The organism is Streptomyces sp. NBC_00637 (assembly GCF_045161545.1).
GTDB lineage: Bacteria > Actinomycetota > Actinomycetes > Streptomycetales > Streptomycetaceae > Streptomyces.
Genome location: NZ_CP109046.1, coordinates 2178874 through 2195672 on the forward strand (window position 1 = coordinate 2178874; position 16799 = coordinate 2195672).

At 70.1% G+C, this 16799-nt stretch carries 10 protein-coding genes; 3 read left to right on the top strand and 7 right to left on the bottom strand.

From position 1 onward, the window contains the following. Positions 1–28 precede the first annotated feature (28 nt). A complete protein-coding gene (locus OG440_RS09255; protein ID WP_406006360.1) occupies positions 29–2929 on the bottom strand; it encodes a vitamin B12-dependent ribonucleotide reductase in 2901 nt (966 codons plus the stop codon). Between the two features lie 165 nt (positions 2930–3094). Next, positions 3095–3664 (bottom strand): transcriptional regulator NrdR, encoded by a 570-nt coding sequence (nrdR, locus tag OG440_RS09260; RefSeq protein ID WP_406006361.1) that lies wholly within the window; start codon positions 3662–3664, stop codon positions 3095–3097. Positions 3665–4246: 582 nt separating this feature from the next. Between nrdR and lexA the strand changes: the two genes are divergently transcribed. Beyond that, positions 4247–5026: a transcriptional repressor LexA gene (lexA, locus tag OG440_RS09265; RefSeq protein WP_406006362.1), complete on the top strand. Its 780-nt coding sequence runs from the start codon at positions 4247–4249 to the stop codon at positions 5024–5026. Positions 5027–5163: 137 nt separating this feature from the next. Here the strand turns inward: lexA and OG440_RS09270 are convergent, their stop codons facing one another. The 4 genes from OG440_RS09270 to OG440_RS09285 all read right to left on the bottom strand — a co-directional run bounded on the left by OG440_RS09270 (position 5164) and on the right by OG440_RS09285 (position 12118). After that, entirely contained in the window at positions 5164–7185 is a 2022-nt protein-coding gene (locus OG440_RS09270; RefSeq protein ID WP_406006363.1) for an ATP-dependent DNA helicase, read from the bottom strand. 172 nt (positions 7186–7357) lie between these two features. Next, complete coding sequence (locus OG440_RS09275; RefSeq protein WP_406006364.1) at positions 7358–7978, bottom strand: GNAT family N-acetyltransferase; 621 nt, start codon at positions 7976–7978, stop codon at positions 7358–7360. Between the two features lie 95 nt (positions 7979–8073). Next, a complete protein-coding gene (locus tag OG440_RS09280; protein ID WP_406006365.1) occupies positions 8074–10014 on the bottom strand; it encodes an IucA/IucC family protein in 1941 nt (646 codons plus the stop codon). 163 nt (positions 10015–10177) lie between these two features. Continuing rightward, complete coding sequence (locus OG440_RS09285; RefSeq protein WP_406006366.1) at positions 10178–12118, bottom strand: diaminobutyrate--2-oxoglutarate transaminase family protein; 1941 nt, start codon at positions 12116–12118, stop codon at positions 10178–10180. 360 nt (positions 12119–12478) lie between these two features. Here OG440_RS09285 and OG440_RS09290 point away from each other — a divergent pair, with 360 nt between their 5' ends. Next, complete coding sequence (locus tag OG440_RS09290) at positions 12479–13702, top strand: trypsin-like serine peptidase (RefSeq protein ID WP_406006367.1); 1224 nt, start codon at positions 12479–12481, stop codon at positions 13700–13702. Positions 13703–13966: 264 nt separating this feature from the next. After that, a complete protein-coding gene (locus OG440_RS09295; RefSeq protein ID WP_406006368.1) occupies positions 13967–15166 on the top strand; it encodes a hypothetical protein in 1200 nt (399 codons plus the stop codon). Between the two features lie 75 nt (positions 15167–15241). Here the strand turns inward: OG440_RS09295 and hflX are convergent, their stop codons facing one another. Beyond that, entirely contained in the window at positions 15242–16735 is a 1494-nt protein-coding gene (gene hflX / locus OG440_RS09300; RefSeq protein ID WP_406006369.1) for a GTPase HflX, read from the bottom strand. Positions 16736–16799: the final 64 nt, after the last annotated feature.

The following is a 16799-nucleotide window of genomic DNA, read 5'->3' on the forward strand; positions in this document are numbered from 1 at the left end:
CATCGCGACCTGACCGGCGTCACGCTGATCAGCTGCAACCGCTGGTCGAACCGCAGCCCTCGCAGATGTAGCAGGAACCGGCCCGCTGCATCTTCGTACCGCAGGAGAAGCACAGCGGGGCGTCGGCCTGGATGCCCAGCTGCATCTCCACCAGTTCGGCACTCGTGTGAGCCTGCTTCGGGGCGGGCTCGGCCACCTCGACATCGGCCTTCGGAGTGGCGACGGCCTTCAGGTCCGTCTGCCGCGGAGCCGACTGTGCGAGCCCCTCGACGTCGACGTTCTCCTCCTCGAAGTTCGGCTCGTACGAACCGGTCTCCAGGTGGCGCTGACGCTCCTCGGCGGAGTGGATGCCGAGCGCGGAGCGCGTCTCGAAGGGCAGGAAGTCGAGCGCCAGACGACGGAAGATGTAGTCGACGATCGACTGCGCCATCCGCACGTCCGGGTCGTCGGTCATGCCGGCCGGCTCGAAGCGCATGTTGGTGAACTTCGAGACGTACGTCTCCAGGGGCACGCCGTACTGGAGGCCCACGGAGACCGCGATGGAGAAGGCGTCCATCATCCCGGCAAGGGTCGAACCCTGCTTGGACATCTTGAGGAAGACCTCGCCGAGACCGTCGTCCGGGTAGGAGTTGGCGGTCATGTAGCCCTCGGCGCCACCGACCGTGAAGGAGGTCGTGATGCCGGGACGGCCCTTGGGCAGACGCTTGCGGACCGGGCGGTACTCGATGACCTTCTCGACCGCGGCGCGGATCGTCTCCTCGGCCTTCTCGGTGACCTCGGTCTTCTCCTTCTCCTTGGTCTTCGCGGAGAGGGGCTGGCCGACCTTGCAGTTGTCGCGGTAGATCGCGAGCGCCTTGACGCCGAGCTTCCAGGCCTCGAAGTAGATCTCCTCGACCTCCTCGACGGTCGCCGTCTCCGGCATGTTGACCGTCTTGGAGATGGCACCGGAGATCCAGGGCTGGATCGCGGCCATCATGCGGACGTGGCCCATCGGGGAGATGGCACGCTCGCCCATGGCGCAGTCGAACACCTCGTAGTGCGCCGGCTTGAGGCCGGGGGCGTCGACCACATTGCCGTTGTCGGCGATGTGGGCGACGATCGCCTCGATCTGCTCCTCCTGATAACCCAGGCGGCGCAGGGCCTGCGGAACGGTGCCGTTGACGATCTGCATCGAGCCGCCGCCGACCAGCTTCTTGAACTTGACCAGGGCGAGGTCGGGCTCGACGCCGGTGGTGTCGCAGGACATCGCCAGACCGATGGTGCCGGTCGGCGCGAGCACGGACGCCTGGGAGTTGCGGAAGCCGTTCTTCTCACCGAGCCGCAGAACGTCCTGCCAGGCCTCCGTGGCGGCGGCCCAGACCGGGGAGTCCAGGTCGTCCATGCGGACGGCCGTCCCGTTGGCGTCGGAGTGCTGCTTCATGACGCGCTTGTGGGCGTCGGCGTTGCGGGCGTAGCCGTCGTACGTACCGACGACCGAAGCCAGTTCGGCGGAGCGGCGGTAGGCCGTGCCCGTCATCAGGGAGGTGATGGCGCCGGCCAGCGCGCGGCCGCCGTCGGAGTCGTAGGCGTGACCGGTGGCCATCAGCAGGGCGCCGAGGTTGGCGTAGCCGATGCCGAGCTGGCGGAACGCGCGCGTGTTCTCGCCGATCTTCTCGGTCGGGAAGTCCGCGAAGCAAATGGAGATGTCCATCGCGGTGATGACGAGCTCGACGACCTTCTGGAAACGGTCGGCCTCGAAGGACTGGTTGCCCTTGCTGTCGTCCTTGAGGAACTTCATCAGGTTCAGCGAGGCGAGGTTGCAGGACGTGTTGTCCAGGTGCATGTACTCGCTGCACGGGTTGGACGCGGTGATGCGGCCGGACTCGGGGCAGGTGTGCCAGTTGTTGATCACACCGTCGTACTGGATGCCCGGGTCGGCGCAGGCCCACGCGGCCTCGGCGAGCTTGCGGAAGAGCGCCTTGGCGTCGACCTTCTCGATGATCTCGCCGGTCATGCGGGCGCGCAGGCCGAACTCGGTGCCGTTCTCCACGGCCGTCATGAACTCGTCGTTCACGCGGACGCTGTTGTTGGCGTTCTGGTACTGGACGGACGTGATGTCGTCGCCGCCCAGGTCCATGTCGAAGCCCGCGTCGCGCAGGGCGCGGATCTTCTCCTCTTCCTTCACCTTGGTGGCGATGAAGTCCTCGACGTCCGGGTGGTCGACGTCCAGGACGACCATCTTGGCGGCGCGGCGGGTGGCGCCACCGGACTTGATGGTGCCGGCCGAGGCGTCGGCGCCGCGCATGAAGGAGACCGGACCGGAGGCGTTGCCACCGGAGGAGAGGAGCTCCTTGGAGGAGCGGATCCGGGAGAGGTTCAGGCCGGCGCCGGAGCCGCCCTTGAAGATCATGCCCTCTTCCTTGTACCAGTCGAGGATCGACTCCATGGAGTCGTCGACGGCCAGGATGAAACAGGCGGAGACCTGCTGGGGCTGCGGGGTACCGACGTTGAACCAGACCGGGCTGTTGAAGCTGAAGATCTGGTGCAGGAGGGCGTACGCCAGCTCGTGCTCGAAGATCTCGGCGTCGGCGGGCGAGGCGAAGTAGCTGTGGTCCTCACCGGCCTTCCGGTACGTCTTCACGATGCGGTCGATCAGCTGCCGGAGACCGGTCTCGCGCTGAGGGGTGCCGACGGCACCGCGGAAGTACTTGCTGGTGACGATGTTGACCGCGTTCACCGACCAGAAGTCGGGGAACTCGACGCCACGCTGCTCGAAATTGATCGAGCCGTCGCGCCAGTTGGTCATGACGACGTCACGACGCTCCCAGGCCACCTCGTCGTAGGGGTGCACTCCGGGGGTCGTGTGGATGCGCTCGATGCGCAGGCCCTTGGTGGTCTTGGCTCCCTTGGCTCGGGAACCTCGTGCCGGACCGCTCGCCGTCTCTGTCATGCCGCCTCCCTCTACGGGCGAAAACGCCCTAAAATGCCACGTTGTTCCCGTGACACGGTGTTCTGTCTTGTGCTGTGGGCACCCACGCGCTGTCGCCCACAACAGGTCTTGGTCCGCCGCCGCCCGGCCGTCCCCGGTCTCACAACCCCGGTTCCGGCTCTCCGGTCAGTCGGCGGCGTGAGCGGGCTCGGGGACCTGCACGGTCCCTCCCGACCCGCCTTCTTCTTCCCGGCTCCCCACGACGGCCCCTGCGTCGCCCCCGCGGTCGTCGTCGTCCGCGGCGGGGCGTGCCGTCTGGTCCCTCAGTTCCGCGATGGCGGCCTCGAAGTCCTCGAGCGAGTCGAACGCCCGGTAGACGGAGGCGAATCGCAGATAGGCGACGAGGTCGAGCTCCTGCAACGGGCCGAGTATGGCCAGCCCCACGTCATGGGTGGTCAACTCGGCGCTTCCGGTGGCCCGCACCGCCTCCTCGACCCGCTGGCCGAGCTGGGCCAGAGCGTCCTCCGTGACAGGCCGCCCCTGGCATGCCTTGCGCACGCCGTTGATGACCTTGATACGACTGAAGGGCTCGGTGACTCCGGACCGCTTCACCACCATGAGCGAGCACGTCTCCACGGTCGTGAAACGACGGGAGCAGTCAGGGCACTGGCGGCGCCTGCGGATCGACGTGCCGTCATCCGTCGTACGGCTGTCGACGACACGGCTGTCGGGGTGCCTACAGAAGGGGCAGTGCATGGACTCCAACCCTCCTCACAGCAGACTCAATGGCCTCGCCGGACCTCATGGGCCCCTCGAAGCAGCCCCAAGCATAGGGGATCCATGAGCATCCGAAGACACCGGGGACCACAACTTCTGGGCCGCTGCCGCAATCCAACCACTACATATGGGGGCTTGGCTCATACATCCAGGCTGTATCGCGTGTCGCGTCCGGCGCGCTCACCGCTCGCGATCCCGCCGTCACACCCAGCACCCGAAAACCATCCGTGCACGCGCGCGTGCACCCGCGAGGACACGCGGATACGGCGATACCGTGAGCGCCGCAGGGAGAAGAAGTGGGACTCTCGCACAGAGCCGGGCCGCTTCTCGGCCTGCGGGACGCCGGGTGGCAGACTGAGGCGGCGCCTCACCAGGTCGTCCGTCTCGGCGGTGAAGAGTACACAATGAGCCCTTATGTCCGCCGGGCAGCTCGTGAGCGTATACACCCAGCTACGTGATCAAGTCAGGTTATCCGCGCTTTTTCACTCGAACGTGTGTTTGGCGCAACCTTTCGAAAGCAACTACCGTTGTCCAGCAGGGAGACAATCGAGAGGGGCCGACGTGACCACCACCGCAGACAGTGCCACCATCACTGCCCAGGACCGCTCCCAGGGCCGACTCGAGCCGGTGCATGCGATGAACGAAGCCGTGAATCCCGAGGGACACAAGCGCTCCCTGCCTGGACGACCTCCAGGCATCCGCGCCGACAGCTCGGGACTCACCGACCGGCAGCGCCGAGTGATCGAGGTCATCAGGGATTCCGTACAGCGGCGCGGCTACCCGCCGTCCATGCGGGAGATCGGTCAGGCGGTCGGCCTGTCCAGCACGTCGTCGGTCGCCCACCAGCTGATGGCACTGGAACGGAAGGGCTTCCTGCGCCGCGACCCGCACCGGCCGCGCGCCTACGAGGTACGAGGTTCCGACCAGGCGAGCTCCGCGCAGCCCACGGACACCGCCGGCAAGCCCGCCGCGTCCTACGTCCCGCTGGTCGGCCGCATCGCCGCCGGTGGTCCGATCCTCGCCGAGGAGTCGGTCGAGGACGTCTTCCCCCTCCCGAGGCAGTTGGTGGGTGACGGTGAGCTGTTCGTCCTGAAGGTCGTCGGTGACTCGATGATCGAGGCCGCGATCTGCGACGGCGACTGGGTCACCGTCCGCCGCCAGCCCGTCGCCGAGAACGGCGACATCGTGGCGGCGATGCTGGACGGCGAGGCCACCGTCAAGCGCTTCAAGCGCGAGGACGGCCATGTGTGGCTCCTCCCGCACAACGCGGCCTACGAGCCGATCCCCGGCGACGACGCGACCATCCTCGGCAAGGTGGTGGCCGTACTCCGCCGCATCTGAGTACGGCGGTGGACGGGACACCTTCGTCCACCCCCCGAGACTGGGCCCCGGGATCCCTGCGCCGGTTCCGGGGCCCTGTGCTGCGCCGACGGACCATGAAGGAGGGGGCCGTCCCGGAAGCGGGACGGCCCCCTCCTTCACTCCGCCTCCGCCTCCGCCTGCTCGACCTCCGCCGGTTCCGCCCGCTTGGCCTCCGCCTGCTGGGCCATGGCGTCGATCGCCGCGAGCGACCTGCGGACCTGATTGCGGTCCGTGGTGTACCAGAAGTCCGGCAGGGACGCCTTCAGATAGCTCCCGTAGCGGGCCGTCGCCAGCCGCTGGTCCAGCACGGCGACCACACCTCGGTCGCCCGACGCCCGCACCAGCCGGCCCGCGCCCTGGGCCATCAGCAGGGCCGCGTGGGTGGCCGCGACGGCCATGAAGCCATTGCCGCCGGCGTCCTCCACAGCTTTCTGGCGGGCGCTCATCAGGGGGTCGTCGGGGCGCGGGAACGGGATCTTGTCCATGACGACCAGCTGGCAGCTGGGACCGGGGACGTCGACGCCCTGCCAGAGCGACAGCGTGCCGAAGAGGCAGGTCTTCGGATCCGCCGCGAAGTTCTTGATCAGCTCGCCGAGTGTCTCCTCGCCCTGGAGGAGGATCGGGAACTCGGGGACACGCGTGCGCAGTTCCTCCGCGGCGAGCTGAGCGGCGCGCATGGAGGAGAACAGGCCGAGCGTGCGTCCGCCGGCCGCCTGGATCAGCTCCGTCAGTTCGTCCAGCATGTCGCCGCGGTCGCCGTCCCGCGCGGGGCGCGACAGGTGTTTGGCCACATAGAGGATGCCCTGTTTGGGGTAGTCGAAGGGCGACCCCACGTCGAGGCCCTTCCACTGCGGAACGTCCTCGCCCTCGGTGCCCTCCGGCGCCAGCCCCATCGAGGCACCCACACCGTTGAAGTCCCCGCCCAGTTTGAGGGTCGCGGAGGCCAGGGTCACGGAGCGGTCGGCGAAGAGCTTCTCCCGCAGCAGGCCCGACACGGACATGGGCGCGACACGTAGGGAGGCACCGAAACGGTCGTGCCGCTCGTACCAGACGACGTCCCACTCGGAGCCGTTGACGATCCGCTCCGCCACATCGTGCACGGACTCCACGGACGCGAGGGCCTGCTTGCGGACCGCGTCCTCGCCCTGGACGGACTTGTCGCGGGTCGCGCCGATGCCCGAGATGACGGTCCGCGCGGCATCACGCAGTGCCATGAGGGCGTACCCGAGATCCTCCGGGATCTCCTCCAGACGACCGGGCAGCGCCAGTTCCATGAGCCGCTCGAAACCCTCGGCGGCGGTCTGGAGCTGGTCGGCGGCCTTCTCGTTGACGAGCTTCGCCGCCCGGCGTACGGCCCGGTTGACCTGGCCGGGCGTGAGCTCGCCGGTGGCCACACCGGTGACCCGCGAGACCAGCTCGTGCGCCTCGTCGACAATCAGCACCTCGTGCTGCGGAAGGACCGGAGCACCCTCGATGGCGTCGATGGCGAGCAGTGCGTGATTGGTGACCACGACATCGGCGAGCTTGGCGCGCTCGCGGGACATCTCCGCGAAGCACTCGGCGCCGTAGGCGCACTTCGTGGCTCCCAGACACTCCCGGGAGGACACCGACACCTGCGCCCAGGCACGGTCGGAGACACCGGGTGTCAGGTCATCCCGGTCACCGGTCTCGGTCTCGTCCGACCAGTCCCGCAGCCGGAGCAGGTCCTGGCCCAGCTTGCTGGTGGGCGCCGCCGCCTCGAACTGGTCGAAGAGGCCCTCCTCCTCGTCCTGCGGGACGCCCTCATGGAGTCGGTGCAGGCACAGGTAGTTCGACCTGCCCTTGAGCATGGCGAACTCCGGGCGGCGACGCAGCAGCGGGTGCAGCGCGTCGACCGTACGCGGCAGGTCCCGCTCCACGAGCTGGCGCTGGAGGGCCAGCGTGGCGGTCGCGACCACGACTCGCTCCCCGTGCGCGAGTGCGGGCACGAGGTAGCCGAGGGACTTACCGGTGCCGGTGCCGGCCTGGACCAGCAGATGGGATCCGTCGTCGATCGCCTCGGCGACGGCTTCGGCCATGGTCACCTGGCCGGGACGCTCCGTGCCGCCGACGGCGGTGACGGCAGCGTGCAGGAGTTCGGGGAGTGAGGGCTTCGTCATAGCGCGACCACCCTACGGCGCGGCACTGACAAACGTGTGGTCACGGCGGACGGGAGGGAGCGGATCAAGACGGTGGGTCTCTCGGTGAGGGTGGGGAAGCCGGGCTTCGGCGTGGGCGGGAACTGACGCGCCGCGAGGAGCGTTCCAGATGTGACGGCGTGATTACTCAGCGTCATGAAAGCTCGGACGGGACCCGGTCCCGGACCATGAGGGCGGCCCGCTTGGTGGGCAGGTCGATCTCAGCGAGGAATCGGAAGCCCGCGCTCAGGAAGGTGGCGATGGACGCAATGTTGCGACAGTCGGGTTCGGCGACGACTCGGGCACAGTCCGGCCTCCTGTCGAGGACCAGGTCGGCCACGGCTCTGAGCAGACCACTGCCCAGGCCTCGCCCGCGGTCGGCGTCACCGCCGATGAGGAGGTGGATACCGGTGTCGTGCGGTCGGGCCGGATAGTGGCAGGCCAGCGGGTCGAGATCCGCCCGGTAGATCTCCCAGTAGCTCATGGGCCGACCGTCCAGCACCCCGAGACAGGGGACGCTGCGCCCGTCGTCGTCGAGTTGGCGGCACAGGTGTCGCGCCGTCGTGGATTCGGGACCCGCCAGTTCCCAGTACGCCGCGACAACGGGGTCGTTCATCCACCGGGTGACGAGGGCGAGGTCCCTCTCGACCCGTACGGGTAGCAGGTGGAGCGTGCCGGCCGGGGTGGCGACAGGCCCCCAGTCGCCGACACGGTCGAGCAGGTCGGAGGCGGCGGGCGGAGTACGGCTGTCGGCGGCTGACTCGACGGGAGCCACGGCAGCTCCTCTCAGCAGGTCGGGCGGCGCATGTACGTCGGAGGAGGGCAGGGGTGTCAGGGGTGGCAGGGGGTCGGGGCCGGTGAAACGACGGCTCAGGAACACAGGGGATTCGCGATGGTGACGTACACGGACTGGGTGTCCACGGGGCCGACGAGTTCGTCGAGGCCGTGCAACCGGGTCAGCAGATTCGCCTTGCAGCGCAGGCGGGGCGAGTCGAGCAGTCGGGCGGGGAGCGAACCTCGCAGCCGGCGGGGGCCGGAAGCGGCACCGCCGAGAAAGCGCCGGAAGGCGGCGAGCAGCAGTTGCTCGTCGGCGAGCCCCTGGGAACCGAACGCGCCGATCAGCCCGAACACGTTGTTGATGCCGAGGTAGTAGGCGAAACGCTCGTCGGTGACGTCGTCGGACACGAAGGTGTCGCTGCGCTCACCGGCACCGGGCAGCCTGGCATCGAGTCGCGCGCGGCTGGACTCGCGGAAGTAGTAGCCCTGGTTGTCGCGATAGCGGCCGCCGGCGGGCCAGCCGTCGGGGTCCAGGAGGAGGAGCGTGTTCTGCTGATGCGCCTCCAGGGCGATCCCTGCCTCACCGTCGAGCCACAGGACGGGGCGGACGACCTGCTCCAGGTAGCGCAGGAACCACTCGCAGGCGACAGCCGACAGGGGCCTGCCCGTCCGTGCGGCGAGATGGCCGACGATCGCGGCCAGCCGGGAGCGGTGGTCGGCAGCCGAGTCCGGACGGGGTGCCACGAGACCGGCGATGCAGGAGACGTCGTCCGCCGGGGCGAACGGGTTGTGGCGGATCATCACGTCGAGGCCCGTCAGCGGGAGGCCGTCCGCGCCGTCGACCGCGAGCCAGGCAGGATCGCGGACGATGTCGAAGCCGGGGTAGGCCGCCTGCCATTCCTTGGCCAGACCGGCGCGCAGAAGACGGTGCACCTCGACACCACGGTGGAGTTCCTTGCGGAGGTTCTCGCGACGGGAGTTGGTGATGCGCAGACCCAGCGACAGTTTGAGCATGGCGGGGGCTCCCGGCCGATGGACGGTGCGTACAGAGGAGGTCGGATGCCACAAGGGACCACGGGCGCCCAGGTCCTGGAGGAGTCCGGCGTCGAACAGGGCCCCGGCCTCGGGACGGTGCCGCGCCTCGCGCAGTTGCCAGGGGTGCACCGGCAGGGCGGCGAAGCCGGTCGGCAGGGGCAGCCCGGCGCCGGCGAGTCGGGCCGTCAACCGGGCGGCGGGGACGGGGCGTCCGGCTTCGGTCCAGGCGGAGTCGGTGGCGACCACGGAAGGAGCTACGGCGAGCCAGTGAAGGGGGAAGGAGCCGCGCGACTCCGGTGAGTACAGGCGCGCTTCGCCGTCCGAGAGGCCCTCCCGGCTCTTCGGCGTCGGGTGCAGCGGATGTCCGAGCAGCAGGGCCTGTTCGGCGGTCAGGAAGAGGTCGGATTCGTCGACGGCGCATTTCCGGCGCTCGCCGATGAACACCGCGGTACGCCGGACCGAGTCGGCGACGCGTGCGACGAGGTCGGTACCTTCCCCGCTACTGGTGTTGATCTGCGCGGGACGGGGTGCCGGCTCGACGGAAGTGCCGGGCTCCGCCGGGAGGACAGCGGCGTGGGACGGCCGCACGGCATCGGCGGCTCCGTCGGACGGGCAACCGTCCCGGAGCGTCTCGCGGGCCAGCAGGGCCGCGACCATGACGGCGTCCGCGGGCGGTGACTGCTCCGGGGCGCCGGCGGGACGCGGGAGGCCGAAGCGGTGCCAGCCGGTCGGGGACCAGTAGTGGACGGGGGTGAGCAGGGTGATGCCGCTGGCGGGCAGCGGCAGGCGAAGGACACCGTCCTGGGGTGCGGGCAGGCCCGTTTCGCGCACCCAGCAGCGCAACAGGTTCTCCACGGCGGCCGCGTTGGCGGCCGTGAGCGGGTCGGGGTGGTCCAGGAGATCGTCGGGGCGGCTCGGCGGGGCCGTCGGGGAGGCGTCTCCCTGCTGGTGCGGGACGGGGGACGTGAGCGGGGTGGACTGGGCGGAGGAGGTGGTCATGGTCGTTCCTCGTGAGGTCGTGGGGTCGGCCGCGAGCAGGCAGGCGCGCGGAGCTTGCGTGCCCGCGCGTCGCGTGGGCGTCGCGCACCGACGGAGGGACCGACACCGGAACCGCCGGCGCCGGTGGTCGCCGTCACGGGGGTACGCGGGCGGTCGCCCGGAGCTAGCCCGCCCATTCGGCATGGCCGCCCTGTGGCCGGTCCGGCCCGGACGGCAGGCTCGGCCCGCTCTGGTGCTGGTGCTGGTGCTGGCCGTGCTGCTGCGTCGGGGACTGGGGCTCGCGCTCAGGCGGGGGCTCGGACTGGGCCTCGCGCTCAGGGCGGGTCTCGGACTCAGGGCGTGGCTCGGACCCAGGGTGAGGCTCGGACTCACAGCGGGGCTCGGACCCAGGCCTGGACCGGGACTCACAGCGAGGCTCGGATTCAGACCTGGAGGGGGACCCAGGGCGGGGCTCGGACCCAGGACGAGGCTCGGGCTGGGCCCGGCGGTTCGGCTGATCGGGCACTCTTCGGTCCGCGCCGCGAAGGTGACCGCGGGACACCGCCGCCATCGCGTCCGCCAGTCGGTCGAGGACCGCGACGGCCTGCTCGTCGGTGATCGTCAAGGGCGGGAGCAGCCGAACGACGCTGGCGTGGCGTCCGCCGAGTTCGACGATCAGGCCCCGCCGCAGGCACTCCCGTCGGACGGCTGCGGCCAGCGCGGGCGCGGCCGGGTGGGGGGCGGGCGCGGGAGCAGAGCGCGGCGTCGGGCGGGGCGGGACGTCACGGGCGTGGTCGCCGTCCGCCGACCCGCCGGGCTCGCCACCGGCCCAGTCTCCGCGCGCGGCGACCTGCGGGGCGCCGTTCACGCCCGGCCGGCCTTCTCCCTCGGGGTCCACCATCTCGACCCCGATCATCAGCCCGCGCCCCCGCACGTCTCCCATGCAGGGGAAGTCCTCAGCGAGGAGGCGGAGTTGGCCCATCATGCGGGCGCCCAGGCTGGCCGCGCGTTCGGCGAGGCGGTTCTCGCGGACGTAGGCGAGGGTGGCCGTACCAGCGGCCATGGCGAGCTGGTTGCCGCGGAACGTGCCCGCGTGGGCGCCGGGTTGCCAGACGTCGAGGGCGTCACGGTAGACGACGACGGCGAGCGGCAGGCTGCCCCCGATGGCCTTGGACAGGACCATCACATCGGGGACGACCCCGCTGTGCTCCACCGCCCAGAAGGCGCCCGTCCGTCCCACGCCCGTCTGCACCTCGTCGGCGATCAGCGGGATCGAGCGCTCGGCCGTGATCTGCCGCATGCGCCGCATCCATCCGTCCGGCGCGGGAATCACGCCGCCCTCGCCCTGGACCGGTTCGAGGATCATCCCGGCGGGCTGCCGTACCCCCGACTTGGGATCGTCGAGGAGGGACTCGGTCCAGCGGGCGGCGAGTTCGGCGCCGTGCTCGCCGCCGACCCCGAACGGACAGCGGTAGTCCTGCGGATAGGGCAGCCGTGCCACCCGTACGTCGAAGGCGCCCCCGGAGGCTTCGAGGGAGCCGGCGGTCATCCCGTGATACGCCCCGGTGAAGGCCAGGACGCCGGTGCGGCCGGTGGCGGCCCGGACCAGCTTGAGGGCGGCCTCCACGGCGTCCGTGCCGGCCGGTCCGCAGAACTGCACGCGCGCGTGGTCGGCGAGCCCCGGCGGCAGCGTCCGGAAGAGTTCGGTGATGAAGGCGTCCTTGACCGGGGTGGCGAGGTCGAGGACGTGCAGGGGAGCCCCCGAGTCGAGGACCTTGCGGATGGCCTCCAGCACCACGGGATGGTTGTGGCCGAGCGCGAGGGTTCCGGCGCCCGAGAGACAGTCGAGGTAGCGGCGGCCGTCCGCGCCCTCGATGGTCAGTCCGCGGGCCCGTACCGGCACGATCGGCAGGGCCCGCGCGTAGGTGCGCGCCGCGGATTCGCGAGCCGACTGGCGCCGCAGGATCCCCTCGTGAGCGGGCCGGCCACCCGTCCGGTCCGCCACGTCCGCCGTCGCGGCAACCCGGGCTCCCGTGACGGAGGATCCCGTGTCAGAGGCTTCGTCGGAGTCCGTGCCGGTGGTGGTCCGCGCCGAGGAGGCCTCCTCGGGTGCTGGCTCGGTCATGGCCACGCCTTCCCCTGCCCCTCCCGCCGGTCGAAGGGCCGGCACGCACGACAATCCCCCTCGCTACCAACACCGAACGGCCCTGCTGGTTACGGGTCGTGACGAGAATGACCGTGCCCGCCCCGACGCCCGCTCGCGCCCGTCCAGCCCACCTCGGTCCCACGCCCGGCCCGTCCCGTCGGTGGTCTGTGGCGGAACAGTTGCCATTCGGTCGGGAGTCGCCCGCGGCGACCGCATATCGTGTGGTGGCATCACACATGGCCGTGAGACCCGCTTGAACTCGGTGTGAGATCACCATGAGTTTCGCTGCGCGGGAGCGGCCGGTACTTCACGTTCGTTGACAGCAGGGGGAGTCAGATCATGCGATCCATACGGCCGTCGTTCGCCGCTCGGCGGGGGAGGAACGCGCGCCGCGGAATCTCCCCCGTACTGGGCGCCGTGGCCCTCGCCTCGGTGCTCGCGCTCACCGCGACCGCCTGCGGCTCGGGTGACAACGAAGCGGACAGTCAGGCCTCCGCGGCGGCGTCGACCGGCACCGACGGCAAGATCACGATCCCGGACGACATCAAGGACAGGCTCAAAGAGCACGGGATCGACCTCGACAAGTGGAAGAACGGCGCCTGGAAGAACTGGGACAGGGACGACTGGCTGCGTGAGGCGCAGGACTACGTCAACCCGATCATCGCGGGGCTGTGGGACCCGGACCGGATGCGCGAGGCCGACGACCCGGACCGGAGCGTCGACGAGAGCGACCTCTCCGGCGACCAGGGCGTGACCGACGCGACGCCGCAGGCGGTGGACGCGAAGGCCGTCTCGCCCTCGTACCACGAGAACGCCGCCGAGGCGGGCAAGGTGTTCTTCGACTCCCCCGAGGGCACGATGGTCTGCTCGGCGACGGTCGTGAAGGACCCGGCTCACCCCGGGAAGTCCAACCTGGTGTGGACGGCCGGCCACTGTGTGCACGCCGGCAAGGGCGGCGGCTGGTACCGCAACATCGCGTTCGTGCCGTCGTACAACGACTCGGGCATGTCGTCGGAGCAGTTGGAGACGGCCACCAAGGAGCAGGCGGCTCCGTACGGGGTCTGGTGGGGCGACTGGACGAAGACGTCCGACCAGTGGATCGCGCAGGGCGGGCAGACCGGTGGTGACGGCGCCTCCTACGACTACGCCGTCATCCATGTGACACCGGAGGAGGGCGGAACGGGCAAGTCCCTGGAGGAGACGGTCGGTTCGGCGCTGCCGGTGAACTTCAAGGCCCCGGCGGTACCGAAGGTGAGCAGCATCACCGCGACCGGCTACCCGGCGGCGGCACCGTACGACGGCCAGAAGCTCTACCAGTGCCAGGACAAGCCGGGGCGGTTCTCGCTGAGTTCCTCGGATCCGACGATGTACCGCATCGGCTGCACGATGACCGGTGGTTCGTCGGGCGGCGGCTGGGTCGCGAAGGGGTCGGACGGGAAGCCGGCGCTGGTGTCCAACACCTCGATCGGCCCGGTGAACGCGGGTTGGCTCGCGGGACCGCGGCTGGGTGACGTGGCCAAGGGTGTGTTCGACTCGGTGAGTGACAAGTTCGCCGGTCAGTAGCTTGATCAGCGGTGGGACGTCTGACGGGAACCTTCACCGTCCCACCGCCGTACGTCCCGAACTCCACGGGCATAGTGGGGTGTTGCCCGCGGGAACGCGCCGTACCGTCTCCGTCCCAGCCTGTCAGGCTCATGACATTCCGGTCCGCCTCGCGCTCGCGCTCACGCGTTCAACGATCCACACGCTCCGCATCCATACCCTCCACCTCCATACGTCCCATTTGCACACGCTCCACATCCATGCTTCAACGGGGGACTTCGCACCATGCGTTCCACACGTACGCCCGCCGCACACCCACACGGCCGACGGCGCACCCTGCTCGCGGCCGGGCTCGTCACCGCCCTGGCTCTGACGGCGACCGCCTGCAACGGCTCCGACGAGGCCAAGGCCGACGCCACCGCCTCTCCGACCGCCACGGGCTCCGGCGACGACAAGGCACAGATCCCTGCCGACATCGCCGACAAGCTCCAGAAGCACGGCGTCGACGTCGACAAGTGGGCCGACGGCGGCTGGCAGGACTGGGACAAGGACAAGTGGCTCAGCGCGGCCAAGGACTTCGTCAATCCGGTGATCGAGGGGCTGTGGAAGCCCGCGCGGATGCAGTCCGCGCAGGAGGCGAACAAGACCGTCACCACGAAGGACGCCGCCGCCGACCAGGGCGTCGGCGACCCGGCCCCGACGGCCGTGAAGGCGGAGGCCGAGAAGACGCCCTACCACGAGAACGCGGCCCCGGTCGGCAAGGTCTTCTTCGACTCGCCCGAGGGCGCGATGGTCTGCTCCGGCACCGTCGTCAAGGACGTGAACCACCCGGGCAAGTCCAACCTCGTGTGGACGGCCGGGCATTGCGTGCACGCCGGGGGCGACGGTGGCTGGTACCGCAACCTCGTCTTCGTTCCGGCCTACAACGACCTCGGCAGGACGGAGGACCGGCTCGGCGATGCCTCGGCGTCCGAGATCGCCCCCTACGGCAACTGGTGGGCCGACTGGGCGTCGACGTCGAACGAGTGGATCGCCGGCGGATCGGACACGGGCGGCGCGGGAGCCGCGTACGACTACGCCGTGCTGCACGTGACACCGGAGCAGGGCTCCAAGTCGCTGGAGGAGACGGTCGGCGCGGCGCTGGACGTCGACTTCTCCGCACCGTCCGTGACCGAGGTCGCGTCGATGGGCGCCTGGGGGTACCCGGCGGCACCGCCCTACAACGGGCTGAAGATGTTCAAGTGCCTCGACCGGCCCGGACGGTTCTCACTCGACCCGTCGCTGCCGACGATGTACCGCATCGGCTGCACGATGACCGGCGGCTCGTCCGGCGGCGGATGGTTCCGGGTGGTGGACGGCAGGACCGAGCTGGTGTCCAACACCTCGATCGGCCCGGCCGACAACAGCTGGCTGGCGGGGCCCCAGCTCGGCCAGGAGGCCGAGGCGCTCTACGAGAACATGAGCCGGACGTACGGCGGTCGGTGAGCCGAGCGCGCCGAAGGCCCGCCTCCCGCATGCAGCGGGAGGCGGGCCTTCGGGCGGTCAGAGGGCCGTGACGGTTCAGCCGAGCGGAGCCGGCACGTACGGCGCGAGGTCCGCCGCCAGCTCCTCGTGCACCCGCACCTTCAGCAGGGTGCCCTCCGCCGTGTGCTCCGCGGAGATCACCTCGCCCTCGGTATGGGCACGGGCCACCAGGCCGCCGTGGGTGTACGGCACGAGCGCCTCCACCTCGACGGACGGCCGCGGCAGCTCGCTGTCGATCAGCGCGAGCAACTCGTCGATGCCCTGGCCGGTGCGCGCCGAGATCGCGATGGAGCGCTTCTCGTTGCGCATGAGCCGCTGGAGCGTCAGCGGGTCGGCCGCGTCCGCCTTGTTGATCACGACGATCTCGGGCACGCCGGTGGCGCCGACGTCCCGGACCACCTCGCGTACGGCGGCCAGCTGCTCCTCCGGGTTCGGGTGCGAGCCGTCCACCACGTGCAGGATCAGGTCGGACTCGCCGACCTCTTCCATGGTGGAGCGGAACGCCTCGACCAAGTGGTGCGGCAGGTGCCGCACGAAGCCGACCGTGTCGGCCAGCGTGTACAGACGGCCGCTCGGGGTCTCCGCCCGGCGCACGGTCGGGTCCAGGGTCGCGAACAGGGCGTTCTCGACCAGGACGCCCGCGCCCGTGAGGCGGTTGAGCAGCGACGACTTGCCCGCGTTGGTGTAGCCCGCGATGGCGACGGACGGCACCTTGTGACGCTTGCGTTCCTGGCGCTTGATCTCGCGGCCGGTCTTCATGTCCGCGATCTCCCGGCGCATCTTCGCCATCTTCTCGCGAATCCGGCGCCGGTCCGTCTCGATCTTGGTCTCACCGGGGCCACGGGTGGCGAGTCCGCCGCCCTTGCCGCCGCCCATCTGCCGGGACAGCGACTGACCCCAGCCGCGCAGCCTCGGCAGCATGTACTGCATCTGCGCGAGCGCCACCTGCGCCTTGCCCTCTCGGGACTTGGCGTGCTGGGCGAAGATGTCCAGGATCAGGGCCGTACGGTCGATGACCTTGACCTTGACGACGTCCTCGAGATGGATCAGCTGGCCGGGGCTGAGCTCACCGTCGCAGATGACGGTGTCCGCGCCCGTCTCGAGCACGATGTCGCGCAGCTCCTCGGCCTTGCCGGAGCCGATGTAGGTGGCCGCGTCGGGCTTGTCACGGCGCTGGATGACGCCGTCGAGTACCAGGGCGCCCGCCGTCTCCGCGAGGGCGGCCAGCTCCGCGAGGGAGTTGTCCGCGTCCTGGGCGGTTCCCGTGGTCCAGACGCCGACGAGCACGACCCGCTCCAGGCGGAGCTGGCGGTACTCGACCTCGGTGACGTCCTCGAGCTCGGTGGAGAGGCCCGCCACGCGGCGCAGGGCCGCGCGCTCGGAGCGGTCGAACTGGTCGCCGTCCCGGTCCCCGTCGATCTCGTGGCTCCAGGCGACGTCCTCTTCCATCAGGGCATCGGCCCGGAGACCTTCGGGGTAGGCGTGCGAAACGCGCTGGGTGTCCTGGGAAGGGGAAGAAGAGGAGGTCATTGGGTCCTTACGTCGTTGGATGCCGGTGCGGCGGCCTTCATGGTGGTCAACGCGCGAGCGCCCC

Bases quoted from the DNA above. Each gene is read 5' to 3' on its own strand.
- OG440_RS09255 (WP_406006360.1), bottom strand. From the start codon at position 2,929: ATGACAGAGACGGCGAGCGGTCCGGCACGAGGTTCCCGAGCCAAGGGA.
- nrdR (WP_406006361.1), bottom strand. From the start codon at position 3,664: ATGCACTGCCCCTTCTGTAGGCACCCCGACAGCCGTGTCGTCGACAGC.
- OG440_RS09270 (WP_406006363.1), bottom strand. From the start codon at position 7,185: ATGACGAAGCCCTCACTCCCCGAACTCCTGCACGCTGCCGTCACCGCC.
- OG440_RS09280 (WP_406006365.1), bottom strand. From the start codon at position 10,014: ATGACCACCTCCTCCGCCCAGTCCACCCCGCTCACGTCCCCCGTCCCG.
- OG440_RS09285 (WP_406006366.1), bottom strand. From the start codon at position 12,118: ATGACCGAGCCAGCACCCGAGGAGGCCTCCTCGGCGCGGACCACCACC.
- OG440_RS09290 (WP_406006367.1), top strand. From the start codon at position 12,479: ATGCGATCCATACGGCCGTCGTTCGCCGCTCGGCGGGGGAGGAACGCG.
- OG440_RS09295 (WP_406006368.1), top strand. From the start codon at position 13,967: ATGCGTTCCACACGTACGCCCGCCGCACACCCACACGGCCGACGGCGC.
- hflX (WP_406006369.1), bottom strand. From the start codon at position 16,735: ATGACCTCCTCTTCTTCCCCTTCCCAGGACACCCAGCGCGTTTCGCAC.